The 12,158-nt window shown below is 70.2% G+C and carries 12 protein-coding genes; 11 read left to right on the top strand and 1 reads right to left on the bottom strand.

Features of this window, described 5'->3' with window-relative positions; translation table 11 throughout:
* Window positions 1-21: 21 nt before the first annotated feature.
* From ACIBEA_RS07375 to ACIBEA_RS07345, 7 genes are read left to right on the top strand one after another with little or no spacing between them, the layout of a single operon-like run.
* Window positions 22-1,224 (top strand): macrolide family glycosyltransferase, encoded by a 1,203-nt coding sequence (locus ACIBEA_RS07375; RefSeq protein WP_399258842.1) that lies wholly within the window; start codon window positions 22-24, stop codon window positions 1,222-1,224.
* Between the two features lies 1 nt (window position 1,225).
* Window positions 1,226-2,212: an NAD-dependent epimerase/dehydratase family protein gene (locus tag ACIBEA_RS07370; protein WP_399258841.1), complete on the top strand. Its 987-nt coding sequence runs from the start codon at window positions 1,226-1,228 to the stop codon at window positions 2,210-2,212.
* Window positions 2,209-3,444 carry a glycosyltransferase gene (locus ACIBEA_RS07365; protein ID WP_399258840.1) on the top strand — a complete coding sequence of 412 codons (1,236 nt, stop codon included), beginning with the start codon at window positions 2,209-2,211 and terminating at the stop codon, window positions 3,442-3,444. Before ACIBEA_RS07370 ends, ACIBEA_RS07365 begins: the two co-directional genes overlap by 4 nt.
* 53 nt (window positions 3,445-3,497) lie before the next feature.
* Complete coding sequence (locus ACIBEA_RS07360; protein WP_399258839.1) at window positions 3,498-4,622, top strand: DegT/DnrJ/EryC1/StrS family aminotransferase; 1,125 nt, start codon at window positions 3,498-3,500, stop codon at window positions 4,620-4,622.
* Between the two features lie 13 nt (window positions 4,623-4,635).
* The gene (locus tag ACIBEA_RS07355) at window positions 4,636-5,700 is read left to right on the top strand and encodes a glucose-1-phosphate thymidylyltransferase (RefSeq protein WP_399258838.1); all 1,065 of its coding nucleotides are present in this window, start codon (window positions 4,636-4,638) and stop codon (window positions 5,698-5,700) included.
* Window positions 5,697-6,680: a dTDP-glucose 4,6-dehydratase gene (gene rfbB, locus ACIBEA_RS07350; RefSeq protein ID WP_399258837.1), complete on the top strand. Its 984-nt coding sequence runs from the start codon at window positions 5,697-5,699 to the stop codon at window positions 6,678-6,680. Before ACIBEA_RS07355 ends, rfbB begins: the two co-directional genes overlap by 4 nt.
* Window positions 6,677-8,068: an NDP-hexose 2,3-dehydratase family protein gene (locus tag ACIBEA_RS07345; RefSeq protein ID WP_399258836.1), complete on the top strand. Its 1,392-nt coding sequence runs from the start codon at window positions 6,677-6,679 to the stop codon at window positions 8,066-8,068. The genes rfbB and ACIBEA_RS07345 overlap by 4 nt, the downstream gene beginning before the upstream one ends.
* 21 nt (window positions 8,069-8,089) lie before the next feature.
* Here the strand turns inward: ACIBEA_RS07345 and ACIBEA_RS07340 are convergent, their stop codons facing one another.
* Window positions 8,090-8,695: an acyltransferase gene (locus tag ACIBEA_RS07340; protein ID WP_399258835.1), complete on the bottom strand. Its 606-nt coding sequence runs from the start codon at window positions 8,693-8,695 to the stop codon at window positions 8,090-8,092.
* 183 nt (window positions 8,696-8,878) lie between these two features.
* On the opposite strand from ACIBEA_RS07340, the gene ACIBEA_RS07335 reads away from it, so the two are divergent.
* The 4 genes from ACIBEA_RS07335 (at window position 8,879) to ACIBEA_RS07320 (ending at window position 12,153) form a co-directional block, all read left to right on the top strand.
* A complete protein-coding gene (locus ACIBEA_RS07335; RefSeq protein ID WP_399258834.1) occupies window positions 8,879-9,910 on the top strand; it encodes a ketoacyl-ACP synthase III family protein in 1,032 nt (343 codons plus the stop codon).
* The gene (locus ACIBEA_RS07330; protein ID WP_399258833.1) at window positions 9,904-10,674 is read left to right on the top strand and encodes a thioesterase II family protein; all 771 of its coding nucleotides are present in this window, start codon (window positions 9,904-9,906) and stop codon (window positions 10,672-10,674) included. The genes ACIBEA_RS07335 and ACIBEA_RS07330 overlap by 7 nt, the downstream gene beginning before the upstream one ends.
* Window positions 10,675-10,756: 82 nt before the next feature.
* Window positions 10,757-11,035, top strand: a complete 279-nt coding sequence (locus ACIBEA_RS07325) for an acyl carrier protein (RefSeq protein WP_399258832.1) — start codon at window positions 10,757-10,759, stop codon at window positions 11,033-11,035.
* Window positions 11,032-12,153, top strand: a complete 1,122-nt coding sequence (locus ACIBEA_RS07320; protein ID WP_399258831.1) for an acyl carrier protein — start codon at window positions 11,032-11,034, stop codon at window positions 12,151-12,153. The genes ACIBEA_RS07325 and ACIBEA_RS07320 overlap by 4 nt, the downstream gene beginning before the upstream one ends.
* Window positions 12,154-12,158: the final 5 nt, after the last annotated feature.

Genomic DNA, 12,158 nt, shown 5'->3' with positions numbered 1-12,158 from the left:
CAGTGAACTGGAGTCATTCCCTTGAAGAAGCACATAGCCGTACTCGGCGCCCCCTACCAAGGACACGTGAACCCCACCCTCGCGGTGGTCGCCGACCTGGTGGGACGAGGACACCGGATCACGTACATCACGACGGAGCAGTTCTCCGGAGCGGTATCGGCGGCCGGCGCCAAGGCCATCACGTACGAATCGGTCTGGCCCGCCAACCGCAGCGTGCCGGCGGAGATGACGGCCGAAGAAATGGTGAAGGGTCCGCTCCAGCTCCTCCGCGAGAACATCGCGGTCGCGACCGCCGCCGAGGACGAACTCGCCGCCGATCTGCCCGATCTCGTGCTGTACGACACGCTCATGAACTTCGGTGCGCGGGCCCTCGCCGAGAAGTGGGAGACGCCGGCCGCGCAGATCATTCCGCTGCTCGCGTCGAACGAGCACTTCTCCGTGATCCAGGCACTGTCGGAGGAATTCCCCGCCATCGACCCGCAGCACCCGGCGCTGGTCGAATTCGGCATGAAGCTCGTCGAGTTCCGGGCCGGACACGGCCTGCCCGCACCGGGCCCCGGTGACTTCCTCGCCGCGTCGGAGGACCTCAACCTGGTCTGCGTCGCCGCGGACTTCCAGCCCGCCGCCGAGACCTTCGACGACCGCTACGTCTTCGTCGGCCCGGGCCTCGCGGCCCCCGCGACCCGGCCGACGTGGACCCCGCCGCAGGGCGGCGCGCCCGTGCTGCTGATCGCACTCGGCACGCTGTTCAACGAGCGCCCGGACTTCTACCGCGCGTGCGCCGAGGCGTTCGCGGACCTGCCCTGGCACGTGGTGATGGCGACCGGCGCCCACGTCGACCCGTCGGACCTCGGTGACCTGCCCGCCAACTTCGAGGTGCACCGGCAGGTGGCGCAGCTCGCCGTGCTGGAGCACGCCGACGTTTTCGTGACGCACGCGGGCATCCGCAGCACGATGGAGTCGCTGGCCGCCGGCACGCCCCTGGTGGCCGTCCCGCAGTCGGTGGAGCTGGACTTCAACGCGCGCCGGATCGCCGACCTGGGCATCGGTGTCCGGATCGCCTGGCAGGAGGTCACGCCCGAAGCCCTTCGCGAGGCCGTGCGCAAGGCGGCCGAGGACCCGGAGATCCAGCAGCGGGTGGCCGACATGGCGGAGCGGGTCCGTGCGGCCGGCGGCGCGACCCGCGCCGCCGACGAGGTCGAGGCGTACCTTGCTCGACGCTGACATGGCACCGGACTACTGGGCCGACCGGACCGTCATGGTCACCGGCGGACTCGGCTTCGTGGGCTCGCACGTCGTCGAGGAGCTGCTCGGCCGGGGCGCGCGCGTCCTGTGCCTGTACCGCAGTGACAAGCCGGACGTGCGGGCCGAGTTACCCGCGACCGAGGCCCTGTCGACCGTGTGCGTCGACATCCTCGACTACGAGGCGCTGCTGGCCGCCGCCGAGACGGTGCCGCACATCGACGCCGTCATCAACTGCGCCACCCTCGACGGCAACATGGCATTCCTGCTGGAGCACTCGGGCCGGATGTTCGACGAGAACGTCCGCATGGTCTCCAACGTGCTGCAACTGGCCCGTCACTGCAAAATGCAGGACGTGGTGCTCATCAGCTCGGCCGAGATCTATTCGTACGAGAGCGAAAAGCCGATGCGGGAAGAGGACGACCACCGCCGGCACATGGAGTTCTCGCCCAACGGCTACCGGATGTCCAAGATGTTCACCGAAGTGGCCGCGGATCTCCACCGCGAACAGTTCGGAATGCGCATCTACACGCCCCGCCCCACCAATGTGTACGGCCCGCGGGACGATTTCGGTACGACCACCAATCACGTCATTCCGAATATGCTGATGAAGCTGGCGTCCGGTGAGGACGTCGAAATCTGGGGCGACGGAAGCCAGACCCGGACCTTCATACACGTCAACGATCTCGTGCGCGCGATCCTGTGTATGGTTCAGTCCGCAGAGCACAAAACGCTCAACATCGGTACTCCGGAATCCATTTCGATCCGCGATCTGGCCCATCTTCTGGCCGCGGCGACCGGGCGCACGAACGGCGTCCGATTCGATCTGGACAAACCAGTGGGAGCCGCCCGTCGCGCGCTCGACCTCGAGAGATTCCACAGCGTCGTCGATTTCACTCCGAGGTCGTTGAAGAGCGGCATAGCCGACACCGTCCAGTGGTACCAAAAGAACTTGCAGAGGGTCCGATGAAGGTTTCATTGCAGACGTTCGGGACGCGAGGCGACGTCCATCCCTTCGTGGCACTGGGGATCGGGATGCGCGAGCGCGGACACGACGTGTCCGTGGCCACGTCCGTGGACTTCCAGCCGATGGTGGAAGAGGCCGGGCTGGAGTTCCGGGAGATTCCCGGCAACAGCGCCGACTACTTCGCGGCCCCCGCCGTCATCAAGGCGATCCGCAAGAGCCCGTCGTCGATCCGTACGGCGATGGCCATGGAGCGTCCCACGATGGACGAGGTGACGAACTCCCTGGAGAAGATGCAGGAGGCGGCGGAGGGCGCCGACTTCCTGCTCACCTCGCTCATCCCGCGCGGCGCCGGTTACGCCGGTCCCGGGCTCCCCTGGGGCACCGTCTCCTGGTGGCCGATCACCGAGACCCGCGAGTTCCGCGCGTACAAGACGCCGGACCTGCCGCTGGGTCCGGCGTACACCAAGCTCACCCACACCCTGTCCGCGCAGATGGAATGGGCCTGGCAGCGCCCCGCGGTCAACAAGCTCCGCGCCCGCCAGGGCCTGTCGCCGGTGAAGAAGTCGCCCGTCGGCCGGCTCGGTGTCGAGCAGCCCATCCTCTATCCCTACAGCCCGGCCTTCATGCCCCCGCCGGCCGACTGGCCCGCGCACGCGCACGTCACCGGTTACTGGGTCCGGGAACGCCCCGACCAGGAACCCCCGGCCGGCCTGGCCGACTTCATCGACGGCGGCTCGAAGCCGCTGGTGCTCGCCCTCGGCAGTGCCTGGCCGGTGTACGGCGAGGAGACCTTCGCCCTGGTGCGCGACGCGGTGCGCCGGGCCGGGCGCCGGCTGATCGTGGTCGGCGGACCGGAGGGCACCGGGTCCGACGACGTGTTCCGGGTGCAGGAGGTCGACTACGGCTGGCTCTTCCCGAAGGTGGCCGCCGTCATCCACGGCGCCTCGTTCGGTACGACGGCCGACGTGCTGCGCGCCGGCGTTCCGCACGTGACCCTGCCCTGCTGGGCCGACGGCCCGTACTGGGCCGACCGGCTCGCCGAGTTGGGCCTCTCCACCACGCCGGTGCCGTTCCAGAAGATGACCGCCGAGAAGCTGCGCCAAGCCGTCGCCACCGTGATCGGCGACCCCGGCCTGGCCGAGCGGGCCGCCGCGATCGGTGAGCGCGTGCGCGCCGACCGGGGCGTGGAGACGGCCTGCGACGTCATCGAGACCTGGGGCGAACGGGCGCTCTGACAGCGCTGTCCACGCACCCCCCTTTCACCACCGCCTTGGAGGCTGACCCACCCATGACCACGTACGTCTGGGACTACCTGCCGGAATACCACGAGGAACGCAAGGACATCCTCGACGCGGTCGAGACGGTCTTCGACTCGGGCCAGCTGGTGCTCGGCGCGAGCGTCCGCGGCTTCGAGGAGGAGTTCGCTTCCCACCACGGCGTCCGCCACTGCACCGGCGTGGACAACGGCACCAACGCCATCAAGCTCGCCCTCCAGGCGGTCGGTGTGGGCCCCGGCGACGAGGTGATCACCGTGTCCAACACGGCCGCCCCGACCGTGCTCGCCATCGACGGCGCCGGCGCCACCCCCGTCTTCGTCGACGTCCGGGCCGACGACTTCCTGATGGACACCGACCAGGTCGCCGCCGCCATCACCCCCCGCACCAAGGCCCTGCTGCCGGTGCACCTGTACGGCCAGTGCGTGGACATGGCGCCCCTGGAGGCCCTCGCCGCCGAGCACGGCCTCGCCCTCGTCGAGGACTGCGCGCAGGCGCACGGCGCCCGTCACCACGGCAGGATCGCCGGATCGATGGGCGACGCCGCGGCCTTCTCCTTCTACCCGACGAAGGTCCTGGGCGCCTACGGCGACGGCGGCGCGGTCCTCACCAACGACGACGACGTCGACCTCGCCATGCGGCGGCTGCGCTACTACGGCATGGACAAGGTCTACTACGTCGTCCAGACCCCCGGCCACAACAGCCGGCTGGACGAGGTGCAGGCGGAGATCCTGCGGCGCAAGCTCACCCGCCTCGACGCCTACGTCGACGGGCGCCGCGCCATCGCCCGCCGCTACGAGGAGGGCCTCGCCGACCTCACCGGCCCGGGCGGCCTGCTGCTGCCCAAGGTCAACCCCGGGAACGACCACGTCTACTACGTGTACGTGGTCCGCCACCCCCGGCGCGACGAGATCATCGAGCGCCTCAAGAACGAGCACGACATCGCGCTCAACATCAGCTACCCCTGGCCGGTGCACACCATGACCGGCTTCGAGCACCTCGGATACGGCAAGGGGTCCCTGCCGGTCACCGAGGAGCTGGCCGGGGAGATCTTCTCGCTGCCCATGTACCCGTCGCTGCCCTCGGACCTCCAGAGCACCGTCATCGGTGCCCTGCGCGACGTCCTCACGACCCTCTGAGAAGGAGTCACCGGTGAAAGCGCTGGTACTGTCCGGCGGTATGGGGCTGCGGCTGCGGCCGTTCAGCCACTCCCTGCCCAAGCAACTGATCCCGCTCGCCAACAAGCCCGTCCTGGTGCACGTCATCGAGGCGCTCAAGTCCCTCGACGTCACCGAGATCGGCATCGTGGTCGGCGAACGCCCCGAGAAGATCGCCGCGGTCCTCGGCGACGGCGCCGAGCTGGGCGTCCGACTCACCTACATCCAGCAGGACGAACCGCTCGGCCTGGCCCACTGCGTCGCCATCGCCCGCGACTTCCTGGGCGACGACGACTTCGTCATGTACCTCGGCGACAACGTCCTCACCAACGGCGTCGTCGAGATGGCCCGTGAGTTCCGCGCCCAGCGCCCCACCGCACAACTGGTGGTGCACAAGGTGGCCGACCCGCGTGCCTTCGGTGTCGCCGAGGTCGACGAGGACGGGCGCGTGCTGCGCCTCGTCGAGAAGCCCGAGGACCCGGCCAGCGACCTGGCGCTCGTCGGCGTCTACTTCTTCACCCCGGCCATCCACGAGGCCGTGGCCGCCATCGGAGCCAGCGCCCGCGGCGAGCTGGAGATCACCGACGCCATCCAATGGCTGGTGGAGAGCGGGGCCGACGTACAGGCCCGCACCTACACCGGCTACTGGAAGGACGCCGGTCGGATCGACGACGTGCTGGCCTGCAACCGCGAACTCCTCGACGGGATCAAGCCCTGCGTCGACGGCGAGGTCGACTCGGAGAGCGAGCTGATCGGCGCGGTCGTGGTCGAGGCGGGTGCCCGCATCGTCCGCTCGCAGATCATCGGCCCCGCGGTCGTCGGCGCCGGGGCCCTGATCGAGGGCAGCTCCATCGGCCCGCACACCTCCATCGGCGAAGACTGCCTGCTGCGCGGGGCCGAGGTCAGCGACACGATCGTGCTGGCCCGTGCGAGCGTCCAGGGAGTCCGGTCCATCCGCGGCTCGGTCATCGGCCGGGAGGCCACCGTCACGGCGGCGGGCACCGACGGCTCCCACCGACTGATCGTCGGGGACCACGCGAGCGTGGAGGTGGCGGCGTGAAGCTCCTGGTGACCGGCGGCGCCGGCTTCATCGGGTCCTGTTACGTGCGCACCCTGCTCGACGGCGGCTACGCCGGGTACGAGGACGCCCGCGTCACCGTCCTGGACAAGCTGACCTACGCCGGTGACCGGACCAACCTCCCCGCCCGGCACGAGCGGTTGACCTTCGTCGAGGGCGACGTCTGCGACCAGGAGCTGCTGCGGGACCTGCTGCCCGGGCACGACGCCGTGCTGCACTTCGCGGCCGAGTCGCATGTGGACCGCTCCATCGCGGACCCGTCCGTCTTCGTCCGCACGAACGTCGTCGGCACGCAGAACCTGCTGGAGGCGTGCCTGCGCACGGGAGTCGAGCGGGTGGTGCACGTGTCCACCGACGAGGTGTACGGCTCGATATCCAGCGGTTCGTGGACCGAGGAGTGGCCGCTGGCCCCCAACTCGCCCTACGCCGCCTCCAAGGCGAGCAGTGACCTGATGGCCCGCGCCTACGCGCGCACCCACGGCCTCGACGTGTCCGTCACGCGCTGCTCCAACAACTACGGGCCCTACCAGCACGTCGAGAAGCTGATCCCGCTGTTCGTCAGCCGGCTGCTCGCCGGCGAGACCGTGCCGCTGTACGGGGACGGCTCCAACGTCCGCGAATGGCTGCACGTCAGCGACCACTGCGAGGCGCTGCAGCTGGTCCTCACCAAGGGGCGCGGCGGCGAGGTCTACAACGTCGGCAGCGGCGGCGAGCTGACCAACCGCCGGATGACCGAGCTGCTGCTCGACCTGTGCGGTGCCACGTGGGAGAGCGTGCGCCAAGTGACCGACCGCAAGGGTCACGACCTGCGCTACGCGCTGGACGACAGCAAGATCCGCGAGGAACTCGGCTACGCGCCCGCCGTCGACTTCGCGCGGGGGCTCGCCGACACCGTCGCGTGGTACCGGGCCCACCCGGAGCGGTGGAGTGCGGCCACGGCCGAGCGGGGAGCGGCGGCGTGACGGCGGTCCTGACGCACCCGGGCGTCCTGCGCGGCTGCGAGGACGCGGCCCTGCCCGGCCGACTGGCGGCCTCGCAACGGGCCCGCGAGGGCGTCCAGTTGCCCCTGGAAGCGTTCGACGCCTGGCTGGAGGAGCGCCGGCAGGCGCATCCCTTCCGGGTCGAGCGGGTCCCCTTCGCGGCCGCGGAGGGCTGGAGCTTCGATGACGCCACGGGCAACCTGGTGCACCGCAGCGGACGGTTCTTCAGCGTCGAGGGACTGGCGGTACGGTCCGCCGACGGGCCGGTGAGCGAGTGGCACCAGCCCATCATCCGGCAGCCGGAGATCGGCATCCTCGGCATCCTGGTCAAGGACTTCGGCGGAGTGCCGCACTTGCTGATGCAGGCGAAGATGGAGCCGGGCAACCCGAACCTGCTCCAGCTGTCGCCCACCGTGCAGGCCACGCGGAGCAACTTCACGGGAGTCCACCGCGGTGCGCCCGTCCGTTACCTGGAGTACTTCGCCGGGGCGGGGCGCGGCCGGGTGATCACCGACGTGCTGCAGTCCGAGCACGGCGCGTGGTTCTACCAAAAGCGCAACCGCAACATGGTTGTGGAGGTCGACCCGGAGACCGAGGTCCCCCTCGCCGACGACTTCTGCTGGCTCACCCTGGGCCAGCTGAACGACCTGCTGGCGCGGGACAACGTGGTCAACATGGACTCCCGTACGGTGCTGGCCTGCCTGGCCCCGCTGTTGCCCTCCGCCGAGCGGGCGGACGGCGCCCTGACGCCGACCGCCGAACTGCTGGGCTGGCTCACCGGGCAGCGCAGCGAGCGCGAGATCGAGGCGACCCGCATCCCGCTGCGCGAGACGCGGGGCTGGCACCGGAGCGCGACGGAGATGGCCCGCGAGGACGGCCGCTACTTCAGCGTGGTGGCCGTGTCCGTCCGGGCCGGCAACCGGGAGGTGACCGGCTGGCACCAGCCGCTCTTCGCCCCGCGCGGGCCGGGCGTGGTCGCGTCGGTGGTGCGCGAGGTCGGCGGAGTACCGCACGTGCTGATGCGGGCCCGCGCCGAACCCGGCTTCCGCAGCGCGGTGGAGCTCGGCCCCACCGTGCAGTGCGTGCCGGAGAACTACGACCCCGCCGACCGGCCGCCCCTGCTCGACTACGTCCTGAACGCCGATCCGGCCAGGGTGCGTTACGACGCCGTCCAGTCGGAGGAAGGCGGACGGTTCCTGAACGCGGTCTCCCGCCACCTCGTCGTCGAGGCGGACGACGCCCTCCCGGGCCACCTGCCGCCGGACTTCGCGTGGTTCAGCGTGCCGCAGCTGAACGCACTGCTGCGGCACGACCACTACGTCAGCGTGCAGGCCCGTACCCTCCTGGCCTGCCTGAACTCCTTGTCCTGACGGGGCCGTCGGCCTCCCGGATCACGCGGGGTCGGCGTCCCGGCGCAGTACGTCGGTGGCGACCTCGGTGTACGCCTCGCCCGTGACCGGGCAGTGGAAGCGGCCGTCGCCCTGGTCCTCCAGGGGCACACCGGCCCGCCCCACCCACTTGATCCGGCGGGCGGGCGAGCCGGCCACCAGGGCGTGGTCCGGCACGTCGCGGGTCACCACGGAACCGGCCGCGACCAGGGCCCAGCGTCCGACGGTCACCGGGGCGACGCACACGGCCCGGGCACCGATCGAGGCGCCGTGGCGGACGGTCACCCCGACCGGCGTCCAGTCCTGCGGCCCCTTGGCCGCACCGTCGGGGGTGAGGGCGCGCGGGTGCGGGTCGTTGGTGAGCACCGCGGCGGGGCCGATGAACACGCCGTCCTCGACCCGGGCCGGCTCGTAGATCAGGGCGTAGTTCTGGACCTTGCAGTCGGCCCCGAGCGTCGCTCCGGGGCCGACGTAGGCGCCGCGGCCGATGGTGCAGCCGCGGCCCACCACGGCGTCCTCCCGGATGTGGGCCAGGCCCCAGACGGTCGTTCCGTCGCCCACCGTCGCGTTTACGTCGACCTCGGCGCTGGGGTCAATATGGGGGGTCATCGATCCACCTTCAGTAGAAATCCGCAATGCTCTATGGATAGCCGAAAGACTGTCACAATTTCGCCGTGACGAAGGTCACGTCAACACTGTATGGCCCCCGTATGTCAAGTCGGCTTGACAGGATGATCCACTCTCGATTTAGGTGGACGTTGTACAAGCGGGGAGACAGGGGAGGTTTTCGTCATGAAAATAAATGGTGTCTTTATCGATTCGCTCGGGGTGCACCTTCCGGAATGGGTGGCCTCCGCCGAGGCCGAGGGTGCGAGCGATTACGCGCGCGGAGAGTTCGCCGCGGCCGGCCTGAAGGGCACGCACGTGGCCGGCGACGTACCGGCCGCCGACATGGCCGTCCTCGCTGCCCGGAGCGCCGTCACGCGCTCGTCGGCGCAGCTGGAGGCGATCGACTACCACGTCCACGGCAGCGTCTACTACCAGGTGCCGGAAGGGGCTTACGCGCCGGCCTACGTGCTGCGCGAGCTGGGCGCCGGGGAGATTCCCTCGCTCGACGTGCAGCAGGGCTGCAACAGCATGCTCGGTGGCCTGGAGGCGGCGATCGGTCAGGTCACCGGTGTGGCCAAGCGGAACAACGTGCTGATCACCACCGCGACGAACTTCAGCACTCCGCTGATCAACCGGTGGGGCGATTTCGGCACCTCTTCCATTTTCTCCGACGGAGCCGTGGCCGCGGTCGTCAACGGGCGCGGCGGATTCGCCGAGGTGCGGTCCCTGGCGTCCGGCACGCTGCACAGCCTGGAGCAGTGGCACCGTGGTGAGGAATCGCTTCTGCCGCCCGACGGAAGTGACCGCAAGTATTTCAACATGGGCGAGCGGTCGCAGTATTTCGTCGACAATGTCATGGGATTCGCCGAGCTCTTCGAGAAGTTCGGTAAATTCGATCTCGGAATCATCAACGAGGCCATTGTCGACGCGGGTCTGACCAGCGAAGAGATTTCGAAGGTCATTTCCATCAACGTGGACAAGAGGATGACCGAGCACGCGCTCATGCGTCCCCTCGGCATTCCCATGGACCGGCTGGTCTGGGAGTACGGCAGCTCGGTCGGCCACGCCGGTGGCGCCGACATCTTCATCACGCTGGAGCACGCCGTGCGCACCGGCGAGCTGGTGCCCGGCGATCACGTCCTGATGACCTCTCAGGGTCCGGGCTGGGTCTGCTCCGCCACCGTGCTCACCATCGGGGAACTGCCGGCGTGGTAAGCGTGGACACCGGCGCGTGGATCCACCGGTACGCCCCGGCCCCCGACGCGCCGACGCGGCTCGTGTGCCTCCCGCACGCCGGCGGCTCCGCGTCGTTCTTCCTGCCCGTCGCCCGGGCGATGTCGCCGCAGACCGACGTCCTGTCCATCCAGTACCCGGGGCGCCAGGACCGGCGCCACGAACCGTGCGCCGACTCCATCGAGGAGCTCGCCCACGGAGTGGTCGAAGCGCTGGCCCCCTGGCTGGACCGGCCGGTCACCCTCTTCGGGCACAGCATGGGCGCCATGGTGGCCTTCGAGGTCGCCCGGCTCCTGGAGGACGCGGGAACGGTACCGCTCGGGGTCATCACCTCCGGCCGCCGCGCCCCCTCCCGCACCCGCCCGCAGCCGGACCTCGTGCACCTGCGCGACGACCGAGGGCTGATGGAGGAGATCCGGCAGCTGGAGGGCACCGACGCCCGACTGCTGGAGGACGAGGAACTGCTCAGGATGATCCTGCCGGCCATCCGGGGCGACCACCGGGTGGTGGAGACGTACGTCTACCGGCCCGGTCCGCCGCTGACCTGCCCGGTGCTCTCCCTCATCGGTGACACCGACCCGCAGGTGACGGACGACGAGGCGGCTTCCTGGTCCGAGCACACCACGGGACCGTTCACGAAGACCGTGTTCCCCGGTGGCCATTTCTACCTCAACTCGCAGGCCGCGGACGTGATCCGACTGATCTCCGAACACATCCGCACGACGCGCGCCGCGGTGGCGCGCTGAGCGGTACGGCTCCGCCGGACCGCCCCCTCGCACTGCCCTCACGATCGGGGCCGAGCACATACGACGGAAGGTCGATCGAGAAGTGAATCCCGACCGGGACAGCATCGCCGAGGAAGTCAAGCGCGTGGTCATCGCCGAGCGCGGGCTCTCCCTCCAGCCGTCCGAACTGGCCGACGGAGAACCGCTGGACGGCGAGCTCCTCAAGATCTCGTCCATGGCGCTGCTCGGCATCCTCACGCGGCTGGAGGACGAGCTCAGCGCCGGCCTCCCGGACGACCTCTTCGCAGGCCGCTCGTACAAGACCGTCGACGACCTCATCGCCCTGGCCGCCGATGCCGCCGAGGAGGCCGGGTCCCGGTGAGCGACTTCCCCGTCCACGCGGACCGGCTGGACTGCCTGCAGGCCAACCTGGCCCTGCTCGCCGACCGGTACCACGGTGCGGGCACCCACCTGCGCCTCGGCGCGGCGCTCCGCTTCGCGCCGCGTCCGGCGCCGGAGGGCTCGCCCACCGGCCTGGCGACCGTCGAGCCCACCCTCGACCAGCACCTGGACGACGCCGCGGAACTGCTCGGCCTCGCCGTGGCGGAACGCCGGCGGCACGCGCCCGGCTCCCCGGTGGAGGTCGACGCCCCGCTCTACGTGGTCGCCGACGCCTACCACCTGCCGTGGGTGCCGTACCACGGGACCAAGCACGTGGAACACAGCTTCCTGGTCGAACCGGACGGCGACGGCCTCGCCATCGGCGACGCCTATCACAACGACACCCAGTGGGGCCCGGCCCGGCCCCTGCGGCTCGGCTACTCCCGGACCGAATTCGCCGCGCTGATCGCAGCGCTCCCGGAAGGGGCCGAGAGCGTGCGCTTCGCCCCACGGGCGCTCGCGACGCCGCCCGAGCCCCGCTACGCTCCCGGCCCGGTCACGGCGACGGAGTACCTGCGCGGCTACGCCGAACACCCCGACCGGCGGGCGGCGCTCGAAGCCTTCACGCTGGAGACCTGGCTGCTGGCCCGCTCCCGGAGGCTGCACGCCCTGTACGCCGCCGAACGCGCCGGGGAGCCGCTCGGCGAGGACGTGCGGCTGCACCTCGGCGCCTGGGACGCCCTCGTCGAGCACGCCTACCTGGCCTTCCGACGGGTCGACCGCGGCCGGGCCGAGCCCGGCGGCCTGTGGGAGCGGGCGGCGCAGGCGCTGCACGCGGACACCGCGGCCTTCGCGGTGCGCGGCGCGGTGCGGGCGACGGTGTCCTCGGTGCTCGGCATCGCGGAAGAGGCGCTGGAGACCGATGTGCTGACGGTGCATCCGGAATTCAATTCCCTCCGCATGGTCGAGATCGTGGAGACCCTCGAAGACCGGTTCGCCGTGGAGTTCGAGCCGGCCGATCTGGTGCCCGAGAACCTCCAGCACATCGAGAGCCTGTCCGCGCTGGTACGGCGCGCGCTCGGCGATGCAAAGAACGACCTCACCACGAAAAGGAATTGATCCTC

Source organism: Streptomyces sp. NPDC051555 (assembly GCF_044454405.1).
Lineage (GTDB): Bacteria > Actinomycetota > Actinomycetes > Streptomycetales > Streptomycetaceae > Streptomyces.
This window is presented reverse-complemented; position numbering and strand designations above follow the sequence as displayed.